Genomic DNA, 24,114 nt, shown 5'->3' on the forward strand with positions numbered 1-24,114 from the left:
GGTCAGATTCCTTGTTCGCTGAGCCACAGGTTCAAGGCCGCCAGCTGCCACAGCTTGGAGCCGCGCAGCGGGGTAAGCTGGCCGTGGGGGTTGCTCAGCAGGCGGTCGAGCATGGCCGGATCGAACAGCCCGCGATCCTGACTGGGGTCGGTCAGCAGCTCGCGCACCCAGTCCAAGGTGGCGCCTTGCAGATGCTTGAGGCCGGGCACCGGGAAATAGCCCTTCTTGCGGTCGATCACTTCGTGTGGAATGACTCGGCGCGCCGCCTGCTTGAGCACCTGTTTGCCACCGTCGGGCAGCTTGAAGCGCGCCGGTATGCGCGCCGACAGCTCCACCAGGCGGTAGTCGAGGAACGGCGTGCGCGCTTCCAGGCCCCAGGCCATCGTCATGTTGTCCACCCGCTTGACCGGGTCGTCCACCAGCATCACCGTGCTGTCCAGGCGCAAGGCCTTGTCCACCGCGTCCGGCGCGCCGGGGCGGGCGAAGTGCTCGCGAACGAAGTCGCCGGCCGCGTCGTTGTCCAGGCGCCACGGCGCCTGCACGGTGTCGCGGTATTCGGCGTGGCTGCGGTCGAAGAACGCGTCGCGATAGGCACCGAAGGCGTCCTCGGCACCGTTCACCTGCGGGTACCAGTGGTAGCCGGCGAACAGCTCGTCGGCGCCCTGGCCGCTCTGCACGCCCTTGCAATGCTTGGCCACCTCCCGCGAGAGCAGGTAGAAGGCGATGCAGTCATGGCTGACCATCGGTTCGCTCATGGCGCGGAAGGCCGCTGGCAACTGCTCGATGATCTCGTGCTCGGCGATGCGCAGCTTGTGGTGGCGGGTGTGGTAATGGCTGGCGATCAGGTCGGAATACTGGAACTCGTCGCCGCGCTCGCCGCCGGCGTCCTCGAAACCGATGGAGAAGGTCGACAGGTCGTCCACGCCTGCCTCGCGCAGCAGGCCGACCAGCAGGCTGGAGTCGACGCCGCCGGAGAGCAGCACGCCGACGTCCACTGCGGCGCGCTGGCGGATCGCCACGGCGTCACGGGTGGCATCGAGCACGCGGCTGGTCCAGCCCTCCAGGTCGAGCTCGCGCTCGTCCGGGTTCGGGCCGTAGTGCAGTTGCCACCAGGTCTGGCGCTCGACCTCGCCATGGCGGTCGATACGCATCCAGGTGCCGGGCTCGAGCTTTTGCACATTGGCCAGCAGCGTGCGCGGCGCCGGCACCACGGCGTGGAAGTTCAGGTAGTGGTTCAGTGCCACCGGGTCGATCATCGGGTCGATATCGCCGCCCTTGAGCAGTGCCGGCAAGGTTGAGGCGAAGCGCAGGCGCTCGCCGTTGCGCGACAGGTACAGAGGCTTGACGCCCAGGCGGTCGCGGGCCAGGAACAGGCGCTGACTGTCGCGCTCCCAAATGGCCAGGGCGAACATGCCGTTGAGCTTGGGCAGCAACGCCGCGCCCCAGGCGTGATAGCCCTTGAGCAGCACCTCGGTGTCACCGTCGGACCAGAAGCTGTAGCCCAGGGCCTGCAGCTCCTGGCGCAGTTCCGGGAAGTTGTAGATGGCGCCGTTGAAAGCCAGTGCCAGGCCCAGGGTGTTGTCGACCATGGGCTGGGCCGAGCCGTCGGACAGGTCCATGATCTTCAGGCGCCGGTGGCCGAGGGCGATCGGGCCCTGGCTATGGAAGCCCCAGGCGTCGGGGCCGCGGGGCGCCAGGTGGTGGGTGATGCGCTCCACCGCGGCGAGGTCCGCCGGGCGTGGGGCTTGGTCTATGGGGGTGAAACGTAACTCTCCTGCTAATCCGCACATAAGTCCTTACCGGTTTTGCCGTTGGGGAAGGTGCCCGAAATAAGGGACACTTAGGTAGGGACCGAGGTAGGTTGTGAGAGTTTTAGATCGATCTGTTATATGGGGTGAGTGGTCCCGGGAGCGCAAGGCGCCCCCCTGCGGTAGTGCTACTTGCCGCGAATCAGCCGGCGCAGCGAGAAACGGTTGGGATGACAGGCCTCGGCCACCGCCCTGGGCAGCGGCAAGGGCTCGCCGCTGACCCAGGCGGCGATCAGCTCACCCGACAACGGTGCGGTGATCAATCCCCGCGAGCCATGCCCACTGTTCACATACAGCCCCTCCAGCCACGGGCAGGCCACATCCGGCACCTGTCGTGCATCCTTGGCCAACATGGCGTAGGCCTGGTTGAACGCCTCGACATCGGCCAGCGGCCCGACGATGGGCAGATAGTCCGGGCTGGTGCAGCGGAACGCCGCCCGGCCCTGCAGTTGTGCCGGGTCCAGTTCGGCGGTGCGCAGGCGGGTGGCCACGTCTGCGGAAATATCATCCAGCAGCGCCAGGTTGTCCCGGTGCTCGGCCACGGTCGGCGCCAAGTCCTCGCTGTGAAAGTCGAAGCTGGCGCCCAAGGTATGTTCATCGCCACGAGATGGCGCCACGTAGCCGTCGGCGCAAACCACCGTGCGCAGCTCCCGGCTTGCCACGGTGGCCGGCAGGCGGGTGATCTGCCCGCGAATGCGCTTGAGCGGCAGCCCGGCGCAGGCCGGGAACTGACGGACATCGGCAGCCCCGGCCAACACCACCAGCGGCGCGCTGGCCAGCAGGCGCTCGCCGTCCCAGGCCTGCCACAGGCCGTCGGTCTTGCGCAGCGCGATGACGTTGGCATGGCCAAGCAGGCGGATGCTCGGATGCTCCAGTTGGGCCTGGCACAGCGCCGGTGGGTGTACCCAACCACCTTCGGGGTAGAACAGGCCGCCGCTGGCCAGCGCCACGCCCGCCGTGGCTTCGGCTTGTGCCCGGTCGAGCTGGCGCAGCAGGCTGTTGTCGAAGGCACTTGCCAGCTTGGCCTGACGTTCGCCTTCCTTGTCGTCAAAGGCCAGTTGCAGCACGCCGCAGGCGTCCCAGTCCTGGCCGCGTTGCAGGTGCTCGAGCCAGCGACGGGTGTAGCCGAAGCCGGAAAGGATCATCTGCGACAGGGCGGTGCCGTGGGCGGACAGTTTGAGGTACAGCACGCCCTGGGGGTTGCCCGAGGCCTCCTGGGCCGGCCCGTCGTGGCGCTCCAACACGCAGACTTGCCAACCCCGGGCCGCCAGGCTGCGCGCGGTGGCACTGCCCGCCAGGCCGGCACCGATCACCAGCGCCTCGCGTGGCCCCGGCAAGGGTGCTGGGCGTGCGTACCAGGGCGCCGCAGGGGCGGCGGGCGCGCCGCTGTAGACGCCATGCATTACCTCCCACTTCTTGCCGATACCGGGCACCTTCTTCATGGTGAACCCGGCCTCGATCAGCGAGCGGCGCACCCAGCCGGTGGTGGTGAAGGTGCCGAGGGTGGTGCCGGGGTATGACAGGCGCGCCAGCTGGGCGAACAGCTCGGGCGTCCACATGTCGGGGTTCTTCGCCGGGGCAAAGCCGTCCAGGAACCAGGCGTCGATGCGCGCGTCCAGTTGTGGCAGTTGCTCCAGCGCATCGCCGATCATCAGCGTCAGGGTGACGCGGCCGTCATCGAGGCTCAGTTGCTGGAAACCCGGATGGATCGCCACGTACTGATCGAGCAGGGGCCGGGTGAAGGCCGCCAGTGTCGGCCACAACTGCATGGCGCGCTCCAGGTCGGCGCGGCTCAGGGGGTATTTTTCCACGCTGACGAAGTGCAGGCGCGCCTCGGCGTGAGCCAGCTCTTCGAACAACTGCCAGGCGCAGAAGAAGTTCATGCCGGTGCCGAAGCCCGTTTCCCCGATCACCAGGCAGTCCCGCGGCGCCAGCTCGGCAAAGCGCTGGCGCAGATGGTTCTGCTCGATGAACACGTGCAGGGTCTCGTCGATGCCTTCGTTGATGGCGAAATAGACATCGTCGTATTGCCGAGAGTGGGGGCGGCCCTGGTCGTCCCAGTCGATCTGGGCGTGCTGGGGGAGGGTGGTATCGGACATGGTTGGCTCGGTTGCAGCGGATGACGGATTTTAAGCGATTCGCGTGGCGAGTGTCGGCCCTATCGCAAGGCGCGACAGAATCGATACGCATGGCGCAAATCCGCTAATCTTGCTTATCCATTGAAGGAGCGCTCCATGTTCGAATCCGCCGAAATCGGTCACAGCATCGACAAGGACACCTACGAAGCGGAAGTCCCCGCCCTGCGCGAGGCGCTGCTCGAAGCCCAGTATGATCTCAAGCAGCAGGCGCGCTTCCCGGTGATCGTGCTGATCAACGGCATCGAGGGCGCCGGCAAGGGCGAGACGGTCAAGCTGCTCAACGAGTGGATGGACCCGCGGTTGATCGAAGTGCGCACCTTCGACCAGCAGACCGACGAGGAACTGGCCCGGCCACCGGCCTGGCGCTATTGGCGGGCGCTGCCACCGAAGGGGCGGATGGGCGTGTTCTTCGGCAACTGGTACAGCCAGATGCTCGAGGGCCGCGTGCATGGCCAGTTCAAGGATGCCGTGCTCGACCAGGCCATCGCCGGGGCCGAGCGCCTGGAGCAGATGCTCTGCGACGAAGGCGCGCTGATCATCAAGTTCTGGTTCCATCTGTCCAAGAAACAGATGAAGGCCCGGCTCAAGGCGCTCAAGGATGACCCGCTGCACAACTGGCGCATCAGTCCGCTGGACTGGCAGCAGTCGGAAACCTACGACCGCTTCGTGCGTTTCGGCGAGCGGGTGCTGCGCCGCACCAGCCGCGATTACGCGCCCTGGCATGTGGTCGAGGGCGTCGACCCACATTACCGCAGCCTGGCAGTGGGGCGGATCCTGCTGGAGAGCCTGCAGGCGGCCCTGGCCAACAACCCCAAAGGCAAGCATCAGGGCAATGTCGCGCCGCTGGGGCGCAGCATCGACCAGAAGAGCCTGCTCGGCGCCCTGGACATGACCCTGCGCCTGGACAAGCACGACTACCAGGAACAGCTGGTCACCGAACAGGCGCGCCTGGCCGGTCTGCTGCGCGACAAGCGCATGCGCCGCCACGCCCTGGTGGCGGTGTTCGAAGGCAATGACGCGGCCGGCAAGGGCGGGGCGATCCGCCGCGTGGCGGCGGCGCTGGACCCGCGCCAGTACCGCATCGTGCCGATTGCCGCGCCCACCGAGGAAGAGCGTGCCCAGCCTTACCTGTGGCGGTTCTGGCGGCACATCCCGGCACGGGGCAAGTTCACCATCTTCGACCGCTCCTGGTATGGCCGGGTGCTGGTGGAGCGGGTCGAGGGTTTCTGCAGCCCGGCGGACTGGATGCGTGCCTATGGCGAGATCAACGACTTCGAGGAGCAACTGAGCAACGCTGGGGTGGTGGTGGTCAAGTTCTGGCTGGCCATCGACCAGCAGACCCAGCTGGAGCGTTTCGAGGAGCGCGAGCAGATTCCGTTCAAGCGCTACAAGATCACCGAGGAAGACTGGCGCAACCGCGACAAGTGGGACGTCTATTCCGAGGCGGTGGGCGACATGGTCGACCGCACCAGCACCGAGATCGCGCCGTGGACCCTGGTGGAGGCCAATGACAAGCGCTGGGCGCGGGTGAAGGTGCTGCGCACGATCAATCAGGCGTTGGAGGCGGCGTTCGCCAAGGACAAGAAGTAGGCGGATCGTGCAGGGGGGGCTTGGCTTTTAGCGGGGCAAGCCTGCTCCACGATAGCCCGCCCGGGCATTGAGCATGCGTCCAGGGAATGACCTGATGAAATCTTTTCCCGCCACATCCTCCCCGGCAAGCCTTTAGACTGCACCTTCCCCCACCAAGGTCCGACTCGAGGACACCATGCACATTTCTTCCGGACGCTGGGTCCAGGGCCTTCTGTTGGCGCTGTTGACGGCGTTTCTCTGGGGCATCCTGCCGATCAAGCTCAAGCAGGTGCTGCAGGTGATGGACCCGGTAACCGTCACCTGGTACCGCCTGAGTGTTTCCGGCGGCCTGTTGTTCGCCTGGCTGGCGGCTAATCGGAGGTTGCCATCGTTCAGCCGCCTCGGAATCAAGGGTAAGGGCCTGGTGGCCGTCGCGGTGGCCGGACTGGTCGGCAACTATGTGCTGTACCTGGTCGGCCTGAACCTGCTTAGCCCCGGCACCGCGCAACTGGTGGTCCAGCTGGGGCCGGTGCTGTTGCTGGTGGCCAGCGTGTTTGTGTTCAAGGAGCGCTTCAGCCTGGGGCAGGGCCTGGGGCTGCTGGTGTTGCTGGTGGGGTTCGGGTTGTTCTTCAACCAGCGCCTGGAAGAGCTGCTCACTTCGCTTGGCACTTACACCACCGGTGTGCTGACCATCATCCTGGCGACCAGCATCTGGGTGTTCTATGCCCTGAGCCAGAAGCAGTTGCTGACGGTGTGGAATTCGCAGCAGGTGATGATGGTGATCTACCTGTGCTGCGCGCTGCTGCTCACGCCCTGGGTGCATCCGCTGGAGGCGTTGCAGCTCAGTCCGTCGCAGGGTTGGTTGCTGCTGGCCTGCTGCCTGAACACGCTGGTGGCCTATGGCGCGTTCGCCGAGGCGCTGGCGCATTGGGAGGCCTCGCGGGTCAGCGCGACCCTGGCGCTGACACCGCTGGTGACCTTTGTTGCGGTGGCGCTGGCGGCCTGGCTGTGGCCGGATTACGTGCATGCCGAGCAGATCAATGGCCTGGGCTATGTAGGGGCGGTGACGGTGGTGCTGGGGTCGGCGTTGGTGGCCTTGGGGCCGTCGCTGATCGCGGGGTGGAAGGTACGTCGGGTGCGGGTTGATTGATAATTTCATCGCGGGGCAAGCCCGCTCCCACGCTGCGTTTTGTGGCTGGCGTGGGAGCGGGCTTGCCCCGCGATGAGGTCACCGGATCAGCCCTTGCCGCCAGGCGCCAGCATGTTTTCCGGCCTTACCCACTGGTCGAACTGCTCGTTGGTCAGGTACTTCAGTTCCAGCGCCGCCTCGCGCAGGGTCTTGCCCTCGCTGTAGGCCTTCTTGGCGATTTCCGCCGCCTTGTCGTAACCGATATGCGGGTTCAACGCCGTCACCAGCATCAGGCCGCGCTCAAGGTGCGCGGCCATCTGCCCGGCGTCCGGCTCGATACCGGCCACACAGTGCTGCTGGAAGTTGCGACAGCCATCGGCCAGCAGCTCGATCGACTGCAGCAGGTTGTGGATGATCACGGGTTTGAACACGTTCAACTGCAGGTGGCCTTGGCTGGCGGCAAAGCCGATCGCCGCGTCGTTGCCAAGCACCTGGCAGGCCAGCATCGACAAGGCCTCGCACTGGGTCGGGTTGACCTTGCCGGGCATGATCGAACTACCGGGTTCGTTGGCCGGCAGGCGTACTTCGGCAAGCCCGGCGCGCGGGCCCGAACCCAGCAGGCGCAAGTCGTTGGCAATCTTCATCAACGCCACGGCCAAGGTTTTCAGCGCGCCCGCCAGGCTGGTCAGCGGCTCGTGACCGGCGAGGGCGGCGAACTTGTTTGGCGCGGTGACAAACGGCAGCCCTGACAGGGCCGCCAACTCCGCGGCGATGGCTTCGGCGAAACCGTGCGGGGCATTGAGGCCGGTGCCCACCGCGGTGCCGCCCTGGGCCAGTTCGCAGACCGCCGGCAGCGTTGCGCGGATAGCGCGCTGGGCGTAGTCGAGCTGGGCGATAAAGGCCGACACCTCCTGGCCGAAGGTGATCGGCGTGGCGTCCATCATGTGGGTGCGCCCGGTCTTGACCAGGTTCATGTGGCGCGCCGACAGCTCGGCCAGGCCCGCCGACAGGTCGGCGATCGCCGGCAGCAGCTTGTCGTGCACGGCCTGGGCGGCGGCGATGTGCATGGCGGTGGGGAAGCAGTCGTTGGAGCTTTGCGAGCGGTTGACGTGATCGTTCGGGTGCACCGGTACCTTGCCGCCACGGCCCTTGCCGGCCAGTTCGTTGGCGCGCCCGGCGATCACCTCGTTGACGTTCATGTTGCTCTGGGTGCCGCTGCCGGTCTGCCACACCACCAGTGGGAACTGGTCGTCGTGATCGCCGTCGAGCACTTCGTCGGCGGCCTGCTCGATCAGCCGGGCGATGTCGGCGGGCAGGTCGCCGTTGCGGTCATTGACCCGGGCAGCGGCTTTCTTGACCAGCGCCAGGGCGTGCAGCACCGCCAGCGGCATGCGCTCCTTGCCGATGGCGAAGTTGATCAGCGAACGCTGGGTCTGCGCACCCCAGTAGGCGTCCTCTGGAACTTCGACCGGGCCCAGGCTGTCTGTCTCGATACGGCTCATGCTGCGCTCACTCCTTTGTAGTCAGAAATCGCAGTTTAGGCCCTGATTCGTCGCAGCGGTTCAGTCGCTCGTCGTGCCACTTGAGCACTTCGCCACCACGGCGCAGAATGCTCTACTCTGAGGTACCCGCCTCCCTTTCTTGAAGGAAATGCAATGACCCGTCTTCGTGTCCTCTGTGCTGCCGTTGCCCTGGCCTGCGCCAGCGGCCAGGTACTCGCCGCCACCGCGAGCCACAATGCCGCTGCCGAGAAATTCCTGACCCTGGCCAATGCCGACAAGCTGGGCACCCCGGTGTACATGCAGGTCCAGCAGATGTTCGCCCAGCGTTTCGAACAGACCAAGGCGCCGGCTGCCAAGAAAACGGTGCTCGACAGCTACCAGGCCAAGGCCAACGCCGCCCTGGACAACGCCATCGGCTGGAAGAAGCTCAAGCCGAAGATGGTCGACCTGTACACCGCGACCTTCACCGAGGCCGAGCTGAACGACCTGGTCAAGTTCTACGAGTCGCCGCTGGGCAAGAAAGTCCTGCGCGAGATGCCCAAGGTCACCCAGCAGTCGGCCCAGTTGACCCAGCAGAGCCTGGAGCCGGCGGTGCCGGTGGTCAACAAGCTGCTCGACGACATGACCAAGGAACTCGACCCGAGCGCTGGCAAGGCAGCCGCTCCGGCTAAGAAGTGAGCCTGACGCGATGAACATGCAGCAACGCATCGAGCAGCAGCTGGCGCCGCTGGGCACAGACCACCTCGAAGTGCGCAACGAAAGCCACATGCACAGCCGTGGCCAGGAAACGCACTATAAGGCGGTGCTGGTCAGCGAGCAGTTCGCCGGGCTGAACAGCGTCAAGCGCCACCAGAAGGTCTACGCCACCATGGGTGATCTGATGGGCGAGATCCACGCCCTGGCGATCCACACCTATACGCCCGAGGAGTGGGCGGCGGTCGGCGTGGCGCCTGCCTCGCCGGTGTGCGCCGGCGGTGGGCACTGAATCCTTTCCGTCGTTCTGGTACAATCTCGCAAAATCCGGGGGCCGCTTTGCGGCCCTTTCGCGACACAAGGCCGCTCCCACAGGAATACGCATCCCCCTGTGGAAGCGGCCTTGTGTCGCGAAAGGGGCGTAAGGCGCCCCTATGCTTTTTCATGCCAAACCCGGTCCGCCCCTTACGAGGGCAACCACCAGGAGTTTCAGATTCATGACCCAACCGATCGTCGTGGCGGCGCTGTACAAGTTCGTCACCCTGGAAGACTACATCGAACTGCGTGAGCCGCTGCTCAAGGCCATGGTCGACAACGGCGTCAAAGGCACCCTGCTGCTGGCCAACGAAGGCATCAACGGCACCGTCTCGGCCACCCGTAAAGGCATCGACGCGCTGCTGGCCTGGCTGCGCAGCGACCCACGCCTGGTGGATGTCGACCATAAAGAGTCGTACTGCGACGAGCAGCCGTTCTATCGCACCAAGGTCAAGCTCAAGAAAGAGATCGTCACCCTCGGCGTGCCGGGCGTGGACCCGAACAAGGCGGTCGGCACCTACGTCGATCCGAAAGACTGGAACGCGCTGATCAGCGACCCTGAAGTGCTGCTGATCGACACCCGCAACGACTACGAAGTGGCCATCGGCACCTTCAAGGGCGCGATCGACCCGAAGACCGAGACCTTCCGCGAGTTCCCCGACTACATCAAGGCCAACTTCGACCCGAGCAAGCACAAGAAGGTCGCCATGTTCTGCACCGGTGGCATCCGTTGCGAAAAGGCCTCCAGCTACATGCTCGGTGAGGGCTTCGAAGCCGTCTATCATCTTAAGGGCGGCATCCTGAAATACTTCGAGGAAGTAGCCCAGGAAGAAAGCCTCTGGGACGGCGACTGTTTCGTCTTCGACAACCGGGTCACCGTGCGTCACGACCTGAGCGAGGGCGAGTACGACCAGTGCCATGCCTGCCGCCATCCGATCGACGTGAAGGACCGGGAGTCGGAGCACTATTCGCCAGGCGTGAGCTGCCCGCATTGCTGGGACAGCCTGAGCGAGAAGACCCGGCGCAGCGCCATCGACCGCCAGAAGCAGATTGAACTGGCCAAGGCGCGCAACCAGCCACACCCGATCGGCTACAACTACAAAGCCGAGGCCTGATGCATGTCCGCACGCCTGCTCTATGTGATGGACCCGATGTGCTCCTGGTGCTGGGGTTTTGCCCCGGTGGCCGAGGCGCTGATCGCCCAGGCGCGTGAGGCGGGCGTCGTCACCCGCCTGGTGCCCGGTGGCCTGCGCAGCGGCGGCAGCGCCCTGGATGCCTCGACCCGCAAGTACATCCTCGAGCACTGGCAGGCGGTGCATGACGCCACCGGGCAGCCGTTTCGTTTCGATGGCGCGATGCCTGACGGTTTCGTCTACGACACCGAGCCTGCGTGCCGCGCGCTGGTCGCGGCGCGCGAGCTGGACGATGAGCGGGCCTGGGCGTTGCTCAAGCTGATCCAGCGGTCGTTCTACGAGCAGGGGCTGGATGTCACCCGCGCCCCGCAACTGGTGGAGCTGGCCGAACAGGCCGGTTTCGACCGCGAGGCGTTCTCGCAGCGCTTCACCAGCGCCGATACCCGTGCCGCCACCAGTGCCGACTTCGGCTGGGTGCAGGACCTGGGCATCGCCGGCTTTCCGACGCTGCTGGCCGAGCGCAATGGCCAGCTGGCCCTGCTGACCAACGGCTACCAGTCGCTGGACAGCCTGCAGCCGCTGCTCGGCCGCTGGCTGCAGCAGGCCGCCTGTGCTTGACCTGCCAGGGTCGCCAGACCCTGTGCCAGGGAAGTCCCCCGCTGTGCCCGATCGCCTGAGCTGGGCGGAAATCCGCCGCCTGGCCCTGCGCCACAAGCGAGCCCTGTGGACCGCCAACCTGGTGGCCGTGCTCGCTGCCCTGTGCAGCGTGCCCATCCCCTTGCTGCTGCCGTTGCTGGTGGATGAAGTGCTGCTGGGGCATGGCGACGCCGCACTGAAGTGGATGAACAACTTCCTGCCCGCAGGCTGGCAGGTGGCCGCGGGCTATATCGGCCTGATGCTGTGCGCCACCTTGGGCCTGCGCCTGGCGGCGCTGGCGTTCAACGTGGTCCAGGCCAAACTGTTCGCTGGCCTGGCCAAGGACATCGTCTACCGCCTGCGCATCCGCCTGATCGAGCGGCTCAAGCGTATTTCGCTCAAGGAATACGAAAGCCTGGGCAGCGGTACGGTCACCACCCATCTGGTCACCGACCTGGACACCCTCGACAAGTTCGTCGGCGAAACCCTCAGCCGCTTCCTGGTGGCCGTGCTCACCCTGACCGGCACCGCCGCCATCCTGATCTGGATGCACTGGCAGCTGGCGCTGTTGATCCTTTTGTTCAACCCGCTGGTGATTTACTTCACCGTGCAGTTGGGCAAGCGCGTCAAGCACTTGAAGAAGCTCGAGAACGACAGCACCGCACGCTTCACCCAGGCGCTGACCGAGACCCTCGATGCGATCCAGGAGATCCGCGCCGGCAACCGTCAGGGGTATTTCCTCGGTCGCCTGGGCCTGCGCGCCCGCGAGGTGCGCGACTATGCCGTGGCCTCGCAGTGGAAGAGCGATGCCAGTGGCCGGGCCAGCGGCCTGTTGTTCCAGTTCGGCATCGACATCTTCCGCGCCGCAGCGATGCTCACCGTGCTGTTCTCCGACCTGTCGATCGGTCAGATGCTGGCGGTGTTCAGCTACCTGTGGTTCATGATCGGCCCGGTGGAGCAGTTGCTGAACCTGCAATATGCCTACTACGCCGCTGGGGGCGCGCTCAGTCGCCTCAATGAGCTGCTGGCGCGGGCCGATGAGCCGCAGTACCCGGCGGCCAGCGACCCGTTCGCCGGGCGCGAGACGGTCGGCATCGAGGTGCGCGACCTGCGCTTCGCCTACGCCGACGAGCCGGTGCTGGACCAGCTGAACCTGTCCATCGCCCCGGGTGAGAAGGTCGCTATCGTTGGCGCCAGCGGCGGCGGCAAGAGCACCCTGGTGCAGCTGCTGCTGGGGCTGTACAGCGCCCAGGCCGGGACCATCCGTTTCGGCGGCGCCAGCCTGCAGGAGATCGGCCTGGAGACCCTGCGCGAGCACGTCGCGGTGGTGCTGCAGCACCCGTCGCTGTTCAACGACAGTGTGCGCGCCAACCTGACCATGGGCCGCGATTGCAGTGACGATGCCTGCTGGCAGGCGCTGCGCATCGCCCAGCTGGACGCCACCATCGCCGCGCTGCCCCAGGGCCTGGACAGCATCGTCGGGCGTTCCGGCGTGCGCCTGTCCGGCGGCCAGCGCCAGCGTCTGGCGATCGCTCGCATGGTGCTGGCCGAGCCCAAGGTGGTCATTCTCGACGAAGCCACCTCGGCGCTGGACGCCGCCACCGAGTACAACCTGCACCAGGCCCTGGCGCGGTTCCTCAGCGGTCGCACCACGCTGATCATCGCCCACCGCCTGTCGGCGGTGAAGCAGGCCGACCGCGTGTTGGTGTTCGACGGCGGCCATGTCGCCGAGGACGGCGGCCATCAGCAACTGATCGCCGAGGGCGGCCTGTACGCCAAGCTCTACGGCCATCTGCAGCAGACCTGAAAACAGCCTCAAGGTTCGAGCTGCAAGCGGCAAGTCGCAGTCAGCGCACTTTTTCTTGCTGCTTGGCGCTGGTAGCTTGTCGCTCCTTCATGGCAAATGGCCTACGCTGTGCTTGTCTAGGTCGATTCGTGCCTTATCTGCCGCCATGACAGGGACTACATGAAGGTAAATCGGACTCTCGAAGCGCCAAGGCTGCTGGGTATCATCTGGCCTTTCGTCGCCGTTGTGGTTTTCCAGGTACTGCTGGGCAGTCTGAGCCTTTATGCATTGTCCGCCGTGCGCGCCTACGTGGCAGGCGAGAGTTTGTGGTCCAAGGCGCAGAAGGACGCCATCTATTACCTCAACCTCTACGCCGACGACCGCGATCCGTTGACCTATGCTCGCTACCGCCGGGCCATCCTGGTGCCCCAGGGCGACCATAACCTGCGCCTGGCCCTGGATCGACCCGAGCCGGACCTGGAGGCGGCGCGCCAGGGCGTGCTACAGGGCGGCAACCACCCTGAGGACGTTGCCCGGATCATCTGGTTCTACCGCAACTTCCGTCATATCAGCTATATGGAAACCGCCATCGATTACTGGAACATCGGTGACGACTACCTGCGCCAGCTCGATGTGCTGGCCCAGCAGATGCGTCAAGGTTTCGCCAGCGGTGTTATCGATCCCCACCAGGTGGCCAACTGGAAGGCGCGCATCGTCGCCATCAATGACGGTGTCACCCCCGCCGCCAAGGCGTTCAGCGATGCCTTGGGTGAAGGCTCGCGGATGTTGCTCAAGGTGCTGATGCTCACCAACCTGGCCACCGCGCTGTTCCTGATCGCCATGGCCTGGCGACGTTCGAGCAAGCTGCTGGCCCAGCGCCAGGCGTTCGCCAGTGCACTGCAGGAGGAGAAGGAGCGGGCGCAGATCACCCTGGAATCGATCGGCGATGCGGTGATCACCGCCGATGTCGACGGTTGCATCAGCTATATGAACCCGGCCGCGGAGCAGTTGACCCACTGGCAGGCGGTGCAGGCCCAGGGGCTGCCGCTGACGGCGTTGTTCAGCCTGCTCGACGAGAACGCCGAGGGTGACAGCCTGACGCTGGTCGAGCAGGTGCTCAGCGGCAGCCTCAAGGGCGGCGCCGAGCACGCCCGGCTGATCCAGCGCCTGGACGGCAGCACGGTGTCGGTTAACCTGGTGGGCTCGCCCATCCTCACCGAAGGGCAGGTCAGTGGCGTCGTGGTGGTGTTACACGACATGACCCAGGAGCGCCAGTACATTGCCAATTTGTCCTGGCAGGCCACCCATGACGCCCTGACCGGGCTGGCCAACCGCCGGGAGTTCGAGTATCGCCTGGAGCAGGCGCTCAACGGCCTGGCGCGCCAGGCCGGGCGCCATTCGCTGATGTTCCTCGACCTCGACCAGTTCAAGCTGGTCAACGATACCTGCGGCCATGCCGCTGGTGACGAATTGCTGCGGCATATCTGCGCAGTGCTGCAGTCGGGCCTGCGCGAGGGTGATACCCTCGCGCGCCTGGGTGGCGACGAGTTTGGCGTGCTCCTGGAGAATTGCCCGCCGGAGCAGGCCGAGCGCATTGCCGAACAGTTGCGCCAGTCCGTGCAGAGCCTGCATTTCGTATGGAAGGGGCGCCCCTTCGTAACCACGGTCAGCCTCGGCCTGGTGCACATCGCCCAGGTGCCCAGTACCCTGGAAGCTTCGTTGCGCGCGGCGGACATGGCCTGCTACATGGCCAAGGAGAAAGGACGCAATCGGGTCCAGGTCTATCATGCCGATGACAGTGAGCTGTCTATGCGCTTTGGCGAAATGGCCTGGATCCAGCGATTGCACGTGGCGCTGGAGGAGAACCGTTTCTGCCTCTACGCCCAGGAGATCGCGCCCTTGCATCCCCATGAGGGCCCCGGGCATATCGAGATCCTCCTGCGCCTGCACGACGAAAGCGGGCGCACCATCCTGCCCGACAGTTTCATCCCCGCAGCGGAGCGCTATGGGCTGATGACCGCGCTCGACCGTTGGGTGGTGCGCAGTGTGTTCCAGGTGATCCGCCAGTGCGTGGACGAAGGCCGGGAGGGCCCCCTGGCGATGTGCGCCATCAATTTATCCGGCTCAAGTATCGGCGATGACAAGTTCCTCGAGTATTTGCAACGCCTGTTTGGCGAGTTCGACATCCCGCCTCGACTGATCTGTTTCGAAATTACCGAAACCAGCGCCATCGCCAATCTGGGCAGTGCGATCCGATTCATCAATGAATTGAAAGGACTGGGCTGCAAATTCTCGCTCGACGACTTCTGCGCCGGAATGTCGTCATTCGCCTATTTGAAGCATTTGCCTGTAGACTTCCTGAAGATCGACGGAAGTTTCGTCAAGGACATGCTCGATGATCCGATCAACCGGGCGATGGTCGAGGTGATCAATCACATCGGTCACGTCATGGGCAAGCGGACCATCGCCGAGTTTGTCGAGACACCGCTGATCGAGCAGGCTTTGCAGGAGATCGGCGTTGACTACGCCCAGGGATACCTTATCGAACGCCCGCAGGTCTTCACCTGCGACAGCCTGCAGCGCCAACGGATTGCCGCGAGGCCCCTTCTGCACCGGGCGCCGGGGACCTTTCGCTGAACAACGCCCGGAAATCACAGGGAATCAAGGAGCTGACAGTGATCGACGCGTTCGTAAGGATCGGACCATTGATGGATCCGGCCAGTTATCCGCAGTGGGCTCAACAACTGATAGAGGATTGCCGCGAAAGCAAGCGCCGGGTGGTGGAGCATGAGTTCTACCAGCGACTGCGCGATGGCCAGCTCAAGCAGTCGACCATCCGCCAGTACTTGATCGGTGGCTGGCCGGTGGTCGAGCAGTTTTCCCTCTACATGGCCCACAACCTCACCAAGACCCGCTACGCCCGGCATCCTGGCGAAGACATGGCGCGCCGCTGGCTGATGCGCAACATCCGGGTCGAGCTCAACCATGCCGACTACTGGGTGAACTGGTGCCAGGCACACGGTATCCATCTGCATGAATTGCAGTCCCAGGAAGTGCCGCCGGAGCTCAACGGCCTCAACGACTGGTGCTGGCGGGTGTGCGCCACCGAGTCGTTGGCTATCGCCATGGCGGCCACCAACTACGCCATCGAAGGTGCCACCGGCGAGTGGTCGGCGGTGGTGTGCGCTGAGGACACCTATGCCCAAGGGTTCCCCGAGGACACCCGCAAGCGCGCGATGAAGTGGCTGAAGATGCATGCGCAGTACGATGATGCGCACCCTTGGGAAGCGCTTGAGATCATCTGCACCCTGGCCGGCGAGAACCCCACGTTGGGGTTGCGCACCGAACTGCGTCGGGCGATCTGCAAGAGCTATGACTGCATGTTCCTGTTTTTGGAGCGTTGCATGCAGCTCGAGGGGCGTCAGCAGGGGCGTCTGCGCCCGGCATTGGCGGCGGGCTGAAACAGTTCGCCGGCAACCCGGCTCCTACAGTCGATTCCGTAGGAGCTGGCTTGCCGGCGAAGTGGGCCTTACTGCGCGTTCAGCGCTTGTCCGTTCACATCCTTGCTGTCCGGCCCCATCAGGTACAGGTACACCGGCATGATGTCCTCGGGCAGCGGGTTGTTCTGCGGGTTCTCGCTTGGGTAGGCCTGGGCGCGCATCGCCGTGCGCGTGGCGCCCGGATTGATGCTGTTCGAGCGTACCGGCGCCACGCCTTCCAGCTCGTCGGCCAAGGTCTGCATCAGTCCCTCGGTGGCGAACTTCGACACCCCGTAGGCACCCCAGTAGGCCCGGCCCTTGCGCCCGACGCTGCTGGAGGTGAACACCACTGAGGCGTCCTCGGACAGTTTCAGCAGCGGCAGCAGGGTGCTGGTGAGCATGAAGGTGGCGTTGACGTTAATGTGCATCACGCGCATGAAGTTATCGCCCGAGAGCTGCTCCAGCGGCGTGCGCGGGCCGATGATCGAGGCGTTGTTGAGCAGGCCGTCGAGGCGACCGAACTGCTCCTCGATCATCGCCGCCAGTTCGTCGTACTGGTGCGCCAGGGCGGTTTCCAGGTTGAACGGGATCACCACCGGCTGCGGATGGCCAGCGGCCTCGATCTGGTCGTAGACCTCGTTGAGGTTGGACTCGGTCTTGCCCAGCAGCAACACGGTGGCGCCCAGGGCGGCGTAGGCCTTGGCGGCGGCGGCGCCGATGCCGCGACCGGCGCCGGTGACCAGGATGATCCGGTCCTTGAGCAGGTCGGGGCGGGCGGTGTAGTCGAACATCGGTCTGTCCTTAAATCGGTTGCGATCAATGGGGGCTGCGCGAAGGTTCAGCAGCCGCACAGCGCGCTGTCGATCACCTTGCGCAGTTCCAGCGGGTGGTCCACCACCACGTCAGCGCCCCAGTTGTTGGGGTTGTCCTCTGGATGAATATAGCCATAGCGCACCGCTGCGGTGCGGGTGCCGGCGTCGCGGCCAGACTCGATGTCACGCAGGTCATCGCCGACGAACAGCACGCTGGCCGGGTCCAGGTCCAGGGTCTTGCACGCCAGGATCAACGGTTCGGGGTCGGGCTTGCTGTTCTTCACGTGGTCTGGGCAGATCAGTAGGGCCGAGCGCTCTGCCAGGCCCAGGCGCTGCATGATCGGTTCGGCGAAGCGCACCGGCTTGTTGGTGACCACGCCCCACAGCAGGTTGCCTTTCTCGATGTCGGCCAGCAGCTCCGGCATGCCGTCGAACAGCTTGCTGTGCACCGCGCAGTCGCGCTGGTAGCGCTCGAGGAATTCCAGGCGCAGGGCCTCGAAGCCGTCCGCCTCGGGGTCCATGGCGAAGGTTGCGGCGACCATGGCGCGGGCGCCGCCGGAGATCACCTCGCGGATGCGTTCGTCGTCGATGGCCGGCATGCCGCGGTCGGCGAGCATCGCCTGGCAGATGGCGATGAAGTCCGGCGCCGTGTCCAGTAGGGTGCCGTCCATGTCGAAGAGTACTGCTCGCAGGCGCATGCTCATTCCTCGCGCAGGGTCTGGATCATGTAGTTGACGTCGACGTCGTTGCTGAGCTTGTAGTGCTTGGTCAGCGGGTTGTAGGTCAGGCCGATGATGTCCTTGACCTCGAGGCCCGCGGCGCGGCTCCAGGCGCCCAGCTCGGAGGGGCGGATGAATTTCTTGAAGTCATGGGTGCCGCGCGGCAGCATCTTGAGGATGTACTCGGCGCCGATGATTGCCAGCAGGTAGGCCTTGGGGTTGCGGTTGATGGTCGAGAAGAACACCTGGCCGCCCGGCTTGACCATGCGGTAGCAGGCACGGATCACCGATGAGGGGTCGGGCACGTGCTCGAGCATCTCCAGGCAGGTGACCACGTCGAACTGCTCGGGCATCTCTTCGGCCAGGGCCTCGGCGGTGATCTGCCGGTACTCCACCGCCACGCCGGACTCCAGCTGATGCAGTTGGGCCACCGCCAGTGGCGCCTCGCCCATGTCGATGCCGGTCACGGTGGCGCCGCGCTGGGCCATCGCCTCGCTGAGGATGCCGCCGCCGCAGCCGACGTCCAGCACCTTCTTGCCGGCAAGGGCGACGCGCTCGTCGATCCAGTTGACCCGCAGTGGGTTGATGTCGTGCAGTGGCTTGAATTCGCTCTCGCGGTCCCACCAGCGGTGAGCCAGGGCTTCGAACTTGGCGATTTCGGCGTGGTCGACGTTGCTCATCTGAACAGTCCTCTGAAGCTTCTATGAAAGTGTCACGGGGCGCCAGCCGTGGCTGGCGCCCGGTTATTCGTTGCGCCCGCCGATGCGGGCTCCCCAGGCGCGGGCATTGGCGGCCAGGGCCCGCTCGTCCATCCGCGTCAGGCGGCGGTCCAGCACCAGGGCGTGGCCGGCGACCCAGACGTCCTTCACGCAATCGCGGCCGGTGGCGTAGATCAATTGCGAGACCGGGTCGTGCACCGGCTGCTGCGCCAGCCCCGACAGGTCGAAGGCGACCAGGTCGGCGGCCTTGCCTACCTCGAGCGAGCCGGTCGTCGCCTCCAGGCCCAGCGCCCGGGCGCCGTTGAGCGTGGCCATGCGCAGCGCCCGGTGGGCGTCCAGGGCGGTGGCCGAGCCGGCGACGGCCTTGGCCAGCAGCGCGGCGGTACGGGTTTCGCCGAGCAGGTCGAGGTCATTGTTGCTGGCGGCGCCGTCGGTGCCCACCGCCACGTTCACTCCGGCCTGCCACAGGCGCTCCACCGGGCAGAAGCCGCTGGCCAGCTTGAGGTTGGACTCGGGGCAGTGGACCACGCTGGTGTTGCTTTCTACCAGCAGGGCCAGATCCTCGTCGCTGACCTGGGTCATGTGCACCGCCTGCAGGTTCGGCCCCAGCAGGCCCAGGCGGGCGAGGCGGGCCAGTGGGCGCTCGCCGCTGTCCTTGAGCGCCTGCTCGACTTCGCCGGCGGTCTCGTGGATATGCATGTGCAGCGGTGCGTCGAGCTGGTCGGCGATTACCCGGATCTTCTCAAGGTTCGCATCGCTGACCGTGTACGGCGCGTGCGGGCCAAGGGCGACGGTAATGCGCGGGTGGTGGCGCAGGTCGCCGAACAGCTCGATGGCCAGGTGCAGGCCCTCGTCCGGGGTGCGCGCGCCGGGGATCGGGAAGTCCAGCAGCGGCACGGCGATCTGCGCGCGGATACCGCTCTGGTGCACGCGGTCGCAGGCTTCGCGGGGGAAGAAGTACATGTCGGCAAAGCAGGTGATGCCGCCCTTGAGCTGCTCGGCGATGGCAAGGTCGGTGCCGTCACGCACGAAGGTTTCGTCCACCCAGCGGCCCTCGGCCGGCCAGATATGCTCCTGCAGCCAGGTCATCAGCGGTAGGTCATCGGCCAGGCCACGGAACAGGGCCATGGCGGCGTGACCATGGGCGTTGACCAGCCCGGGCGTCAGCACGCAGTCGGGCAGTTCGCGCACTTCCCGGGCCCGGGGTGCCCGTTCGCGGGGGCCGAGCCAGGCGATCTGGCCGTCCAGCACACCCAGTGCATGGCCTTCGAGCACCACGCCGGCCGGCTCCACGGGGACCAGCCAGTCCGGCACAAGCAGCAGGTCGAGGAGAGGGATGGCGGTGGGCATGCGCGGCATATACCTGGGTTGGTTCGGCTAAACGCGCAGTATACCCGAGCGTCCGCGGCTGAGGGTCGCTATAATCGCCGGCTTTTGATGTCAGGGCGACGGGGAGAGGCGATGCGCGAGCAACTGATGGCGGCGGAGACGGTGACGGGCATCGAATGGCGCGACGGCGTGTTGCACCTGCTCGACCAGCGCCTGCTGCCGCTGGAGCAGTGCTGGCTGGCCTGCACGCAGGCGTACGAGGTGGCCGAGGCAATCAGCGACATGGCTGTACGCGGCGCCCCGGCGATCGGAATCTGCGCCGCCTATGGCCTGGTGCTGGCTTTGCGCCAGCGATTGGCCGAGGGTGACGGCTGGGAGGAGTCCCTCGAGGAGGACTTCATGCTGCTGGGCGAGGCGCGCCCGACCCCGGCCAACCTGTTCTGGGCGCTCAACCGCATGCGTGAACGCCTGCAGCGCCTGCGTTCAGGGGAGGATGTGCTGGCGGTGATGGAGGCCGAGGCGGTGGCCATCCATGAAAGCGATCGCGAGGCCAACCTGACCATGGCCCAGTTCGGCGTCGAGCAGATTCGTCGCCACCAGGGCAGCGAACAGGCTCTGCTCACCCATGGCAACGCCGGGGCCTTGGCCACCGGCGGCTTCGGCACCGCCTTGGGGGTGATCCGCGCTGCCACCCTGGAAGGCATGGTTGAGCAGGTCTATGCCTGCGAGTCGCGGCCCTGGTTGCAGGGCTCGCGCCTGACCGCCTGGGAACTGGCCGCCGATGGCGTGCCGGTGACCGTGGTCGCCGACGCGGCCATGGGACACCTGATGAAGACCAAGGGCATCACCTGGGTGGTGGTTGGTGCCGACTGTATCGCCGCCAATGGCGACGTGGCGGCGAAGATCGGCACCTACCAGATGGCGGTGACCGCCATGCACCACGGCCTGCGCTTCATGGTGGTGGCGCCGAGCACCAGCGTCGACCTGAACCTGGCCACCGGCGAGGACATTCCGCTGGAGACTCGTGGCGAAGAGGAGTTGCTGGAAGTCGCGGGCATCCAGGTGACGGCCGATGTCGAGGCCTACAACCCGGTGGTGGATGTCACCCCGGCGGACCTGATCGACGTGATCGTCACCGAGAGGGGGGTGGTCGAGCGTCCGGATACGGCGAAAATCGCCCAGTTGATGTGCCGCAAACGCCTGCATTGAGGTGTTTTTTCACCCGTTTGGATGGCGCTTCAAGGCAACCTGCCATATCTCCCATGCGTCCCGTGTTTGTGATACCATCCGGCAGTTTCCAAGGCCGCTCTTTGCGGCGGCCTTCATTGCGCAGATCCATGTCACAACTCATTGATTTGTCGTAAGTCGTCGCACCCCATATGCGCTGCGGCGGCGAGCTTCGTTCGTCCTTCGAGGGATCAGGCGAAGTTTCACCAGAAAAAGGAATCAGGCTTCTCATGGGCGAACTGGCCAAAGAAATCCTCCCGGTCAATATCGAAGACGAACTGAGACAGTCTTACCTCGACTACGCGATGAGCGTTATTGTCGGGCGAGCGCTGCCCGATGCGCGTGACGGCTTGAAGCCCGTGCATCGCCGCGTTCTGTATGCGATGAGCGAACTGGGCAACGACTGGAACAAGCCGTACAAGAAATCCGCCCGTGTGGTCGGTGACGTGATCGGTAAGTACCACCCGCACGGCGACACCGCTGTGTACGACACCATCGTGCGCATGGCACAGCCCTTCTCGCTGCGCTACCTTCTGGTCGATGGCCAGGGCAACTTCGGTTCGGTGGACGGTGACAACGCCGCGGCCATGCGATACACCGAAGTGCGCATGGCCAAGCTGGCCCACGAGCTGCTGGCCGACCTGCACAAGGAAACCGTCGACTGGGTGCCCAACTACGACGGTACCGAGCAGATCCCGGCGGTCATGCCGACCAAGATCCCCAACCTGCTGGTCAACGGTTCCAGCGGTATCGCCGTGGGCATGGCCACCAACATCCCGCCGCACAACCTCGGCGAAGTGATCGATGGCTGCCTGGCGCTGATCGACAACTCCGACATCACGGTCGATGAACTGATGCAGTTCATCCCGGGTCCGGACTTCCCTACCGCCGGCCTGATCAACGGCCGTCAGGGCATCATCGAGGCCTATCGCACCGGCCGTGGCCGCATCTATATGCGCGCCCGTTCCGAGATCGAGGACATCGACAAGGTCGGTGGTCGCCAGCAGATCGTCGTCACCGAGCTGCCGTACCAGCTGAACAAGGCGCGTCTGATCGAGAAGATCGCCGAGCTGGTCAAAGAGAAGAAGATCGAAGGCATCACCGAGCTGCGCGACGAGTCCGACAAGGATGGCATGCGCATCGTCATCGAGCTGCGTCGCGGCGAGGTGCCGGAAGTGGTGCTCAACAACCTCTACCAGCAGACCCAGCTGCAGAGCGTGTTCGGCATCAACATCGTTGCCCTGATCGACGGTCGCCCGCGCCTGCTGAACCTCAAGGACCTGCTCGAGGCGTTCGTTCGCCACCGTCGCGAAGTGGTCACCCGCCGCACCGTGTTCGAGCTGCGCAAGGCCCGCGAGCGTGGCCACATCCTTGAAGGCCAGGCGGTCGCGCTGTCCAACATCGACCCGGTCATCGCCCTGATCAAGGCCTCGCCGACCCCGTCCGAAGCCAAGGAAGCGCTGATCAGCACCGCCTGGGAGTCCAGCGCGGTGCAGGTCATGGTCGAGCGCGCCGGCGCCGAGTCCTGCCGTCCGGAAGACCTGCCGGAGCAGTACGGTCTGCGTGAAGGCAAGTACTACCTGTCGCCGGAGCAGGCCCAGGCCATCCTCGAGCTGCGCCTGCACCGCCTGACCGGCCTGGAGCACGAGAAGCTGCTGGCCGAGTACCAGGAGATCCTCGAGCAGATCGGCGAGCTGATCCGCATCCTCAGCAGCGCCGAGCGCCTGATGGAAGTGATCCGCGAAGAACTCGAAGCGATCCGCGCCGAGTACGGCGATGCCCGCCGCACCGAGATCCTCAACGCCAGCCACGACCTCAACTACGGTGACATGATCCCGGAAGAAGAGCGCGTGGTGACCATCTCCCACGGTGGTTACGCCAAGACCCAGCCATTGTCCGCCTACCAGGCCCAGCGCCGCGGCGGCAAGGGCAAGTCGGCCACCGGCGTCAAGGACGAGGACTACATCGAGCACCTGCTGGTCGCCAACAGCCACGCCACCCTGCTGCTGTTCTCCAGCAAGGGCAAGGTGTACTGGAAGAAGACCTACGAAATCCCCGAGGCATCCCGCGCCGCCCGCGGTCGTCCGCTGGTCAACCTGCTGCCGCTGGAGGAGGGTGAGCGCATCACCGCCATGCTGCAGATCGACCTGGAAGCGCTGCAGCAGCACGCAGACCCTGAGGAAGAGCTGGAAGACAGCGATGACAGCGTGATTGAAGGCGAGCTGGTTGAGGCCGAAGAGATCGACGAGGAAGACGGCGACACCCCAGAGTGGGCCGCCGAACCGACCGGCGCCTACATCTTCATGGCCACCGCCTCCGGTACCGTCAAGAAGACCCCGCTGGTGCAGTTCGCCCGTCCGCGCTCCAACGGCCTGATCGCCCTGAAGCTCAAGGAAGGCGACACCCTGATCGCCGCAGCCATTACCGATGGCGCCAAGGAAGTCATGATGTTCTCCGACGCCGGCAAGGTGATCCGCTTCGCCGAGAGCGTGGTGCGCGAGATGGGTCGTAATGCCCGTGGCGTGCGCGGCATGAAACTGGGCAAGGGCCAGCAGATCATCTCCATGCTGATCCCCGAGTCCGGCGCGCAGATCCTCACTGCCTCCGAGCGTGGCTTCGGCAAGCGCACCCCGCTTTCCAAGTTCCCGCGTCGCGGTCGTGGCGGCCAGGGCGTGATCGCCATGGGCACCAAGGGGCGCAACGGCCTGCTGATCGGCGCCATCCAGGTGCAGGAAGGCGAGGAGATCATGCTGATTTCCGACCAGGGTACCCTGGTGCGCACGCGGGTCGGCGAAGTGTCCAGCCTGAGCCGTAACACCCAGGGTGTTACGCTGATCAAGCTGGCCACGGACGAAACACTGGTGGGCTTGGAGCGTGTCCAGGAGCCATCCGAGGAAGAACTCGACGACCTGGTCGAGACGGACGAGGAGGGCGCCCCGCTCGATGCAGTGGGCGAGGACAACGCAGGCGCCGAAGAGGCACCTCAGGAGTAACCGAAGCAACAACCCGAACGGGGCGACCAAGGTCGCCCCGTTTGACTGATTGGAACAGGCAACGCTCGCTCCTGCAGGGGTTGGCGGGGTCTGTGAGTGACGATTTGTTCTATTTGGCAGAGCGAGA

18 protein-coding genes are annotated in these 24,114 nt (G+C 65.4%); 11 read left to right on the forward strand and 7 right to left on the reverse strand.

What is annotated here, in order from left to right; translation table 11 throughout:
- Positions 1-2: 2 nt before the first annotated feature.
- Positions 3-1,790, reverse strand: a complete 1,788-nt coding sequence (locus K5H97_RS07130) for an N-acetylglutaminylglutamine amidotransferase (RefSeq protein WP_028690844.1) — start codon at positions 1,788-1,790, stop codon at positions 3-5.
- Between the two features lie 146 nt (positions 1,791-1,936).
- Positions 1,937-3,907 (reverse strand): bifunctional tRNA (5-methylaminomethyl-2-thiouridine)(34)-methyltransferase MnmD/FAD-dependent 5-carboxymethylaminomethyl-2-thiouridine(34) oxidoreductase MnmC, encoded by a 1,971-nt coding sequence (gene mnmC, locus K5H97_RS07135; protein ID WP_028690843.1) that lies wholly within the window; start codon positions 3,905-3,907, stop codon positions 1,937-1,939.
- Positions 3,908-4,042: 135 nt separating this feature from the next.
- Between mnmC and pap the strand changes: the two genes are divergently transcribed.
- A complete protein-coding gene (gene pap, locus K5H97_RS07140) occupies positions 4,043-5,536 on the forward strand; it encodes a polyphosphate:AMP phosphotransferase (protein ID WP_028690842.1) in 1,494 nt (497 codons plus the stop codon).
- A gap of 175 nt (positions 5,537-5,711) precedes the next feature.
- The gene (locus K5H97_RS07145; RefSeq protein ID WP_028690841.1) at positions 5,712-6,665 is read left to right on the forward strand and encodes a DMT family transporter; all 954 of its coding nucleotides are present in this window, start codon (positions 5,712-5,714) and stop codon (positions 6,663-6,665) included.
- Between the two features lie 86 nt (positions 6,666-6,751).
- Here K5H97_RS07145 and K5H97_RS07150 read toward each other — a convergent pair whose 3' ends face one another.
- Positions 6,752-8,146 (reverse strand): class II fumarate hydratase, encoded by a 1,395-nt coding sequence (locus K5H97_RS07150; RefSeq protein ID WP_028690840.1) that lies wholly within the window; start codon positions 8,144-8,146, stop codon positions 6,752-6,754.
- Positions 8,147-8,299: 153 nt separating this feature from the next.
- On the opposite strand from K5H97_RS07150, the gene K5H97_RS07155 reads away from it, so the two are divergent.
- The 7 genes from K5H97_RS07155 (at position 8,300) to K5H97_RS07185 (ending at position 16,170) form a co-directional block, all read left to right on the forward strand.
- A complete protein-coding gene (locus K5H97_RS07155; protein ID WP_028690839.1) occupies positions 8,300-8,824 on the forward strand; it encodes a DUF2059 domain-containing protein in 525 nt (174 codons plus the stop codon).
- A 10-nt stretch (positions 8,825-8,834) separates the two neighbouring features.
- Positions 8,835-9,131, forward strand: a complete 297-nt coding sequence (locus K5H97_RS07160; protein ID WP_028690838.1) for a BolA family protein — start codon at positions 8,835-8,837, stop codon at positions 9,129-9,131.
- Positions 9,132-9,336: 205 nt separating this feature from the next.
- Positions 9,337-10,269 carry an oxygen-dependent tRNA uridine(34) hydroxylase TrhO gene (gene trhO, locus K5H97_RS07165; RefSeq protein WP_028690837.1) on the forward strand — a complete coding sequence of 311 codons (933 nt, stop codon included), beginning with the start codon at positions 9,337-9,339 and terminating at the stop codon, positions 10,267-10,269.
- A 3-nt stretch (positions 10,270-10,272) separates the two neighbouring features.
- Positions 10,273-10,905 (forward strand): DsbA family protein, encoded by a 633-nt coding sequence (locus K5H97_RS07170; protein WP_028690836.1) that lies wholly within the window; start codon positions 10,273-10,275, stop codon positions 10,903-10,905.
- Positions 10,898-12,730 carry an ABC transporter ATP-binding protein gene (locus K5H97_RS07175; protein ID WP_028690835.1) on the forward strand — a complete coding sequence of 611 codons (1,833 nt, stop codon included), beginning with the start codon at positions 10,898-10,900 and terminating at the stop codon, positions 12,728-12,730. Before K5H97_RS07170 ends, K5H97_RS07175 begins: the two co-directional genes overlap by 8 nt.
- A gap of 159 nt (positions 12,731-12,889) precedes the next feature.
- Positions 12,890-15,346 carry an EAL domain-containing protein gene (locus tag K5H97_RS07180; RefSeq protein ID WP_028690834.1) on the forward strand — a complete coding sequence of 819 codons (2,457 nt, stop codon included), beginning with the start codon at positions 12,890-12,892 and terminating at the stop codon, positions 15,344-15,346.
- A 38-nt stretch (positions 15,347-15,384) separates the two neighbouring features.
- Entirely contained in the window at positions 15,385-16,170 is a 786-nt protein-coding gene (locus K5H97_RS07185) for a TenA family transcriptional regulator (RefSeq protein WP_028690833.1), read from the forward strand.
- Between the two features lie 68 nt (positions 16,171-16,238).
- On the opposite strand, the gene K5H97_RS07190 is transcribed toward K5H97_RS07185, so the two are convergent.
- The 4 genes from K5H97_RS07190 to K5H97_RS07205 all read right to left on the reverse strand — a co-directional run bounded on the left by K5H97_RS07190 (position 16,239) and on the right by K5H97_RS07205 (position 19,788).
- Positions 16,239-16,979, reverse strand: a complete 741-nt coding sequence (locus tag K5H97_RS07190; RefSeq protein WP_028690832.1) for a YciK family oxidoreductase — start codon at positions 16,977-16,979, stop codon at positions 16,239-16,241.
- Positions 16,980-17,026: 47 nt separating this feature from the next.
- Positions 17,027-17,698 carry an N-acetylmuramic acid 6-phosphate phosphatase MupP gene (gene mupP / locus K5H97_RS07195; protein WP_028690831.1) on the reverse strand — a complete coding sequence of 224 codons (672 nt, stop codon included), beginning with the start codon at positions 17,696-17,698 and terminating at the stop codon, positions 17,027-17,029.
- A 2-nt stretch (positions 17,699-17,700) separates the two neighbouring features.
- Entirely contained in the window at positions 17,701-18,399 is a 699-nt protein-coding gene (gene ubiG / locus K5H97_RS07200) for a bifunctional 2-polyprenyl-6-hydroxyphenol methylase/3-demethylubiquinol 3-O-methyltransferase UbiG (protein ID WP_028690830.1), read from the reverse strand.
- Between the two features lie 63 nt (positions 18,400-18,462).
- Positions 18,463-19,788 (reverse strand): TRZ/ATZ family hydrolase, encoded by a 1,326-nt coding sequence (locus tag K5H97_RS07205; RefSeq protein ID WP_028690829.1) that lies wholly within the window; start codon positions 19,786-19,788, stop codon positions 18,463-18,465.
- 111 nt (positions 19,789-19,899) lie between these two features.
- Between K5H97_RS07205 and mtnA the strand changes: the two genes are divergently transcribed.
- Both mtnA and gyrA read left to right on the forward strand, forming a co-directional pair.
- The gene (gene mtnA, locus K5H97_RS07210) at positions 19,900-20,976 is read left to right on the forward strand and encodes an S-methyl-5-thioribose-1-phosphate isomerase (RefSeq protein WP_028690828.1); all 1,077 of its coding nucleotides are present in this window, start codon (positions 19,900-19,902) and stop codon (positions 20,974-20,976) included.
- Positions 20,977-21,224: 248 nt separating this feature from the next.
- Positions 21,225-23,987: a DNA gyrase subunit A gene (gyrA, locus tag K5H97_RS07215; RefSeq protein ID WP_028690827.1), complete on the forward strand. Its 2,763-nt coding sequence runs from the start codon at positions 21,225-21,227 to the stop codon at positions 23,985-23,987.
- Positions 23,988-24,114 lie beyond the last annotated feature (127 nt).

Origin of the sequence: Pseudomonas mosselii (assembly GCF_019823065.1) — a bacterium.
Lineage (GTDB): Bacteria > Pseudomonadota > Gammaproteobacteria > Pseudomonadales > Pseudomonadaceae > Aquipseudomonas > Aquipseudomonas mosselii.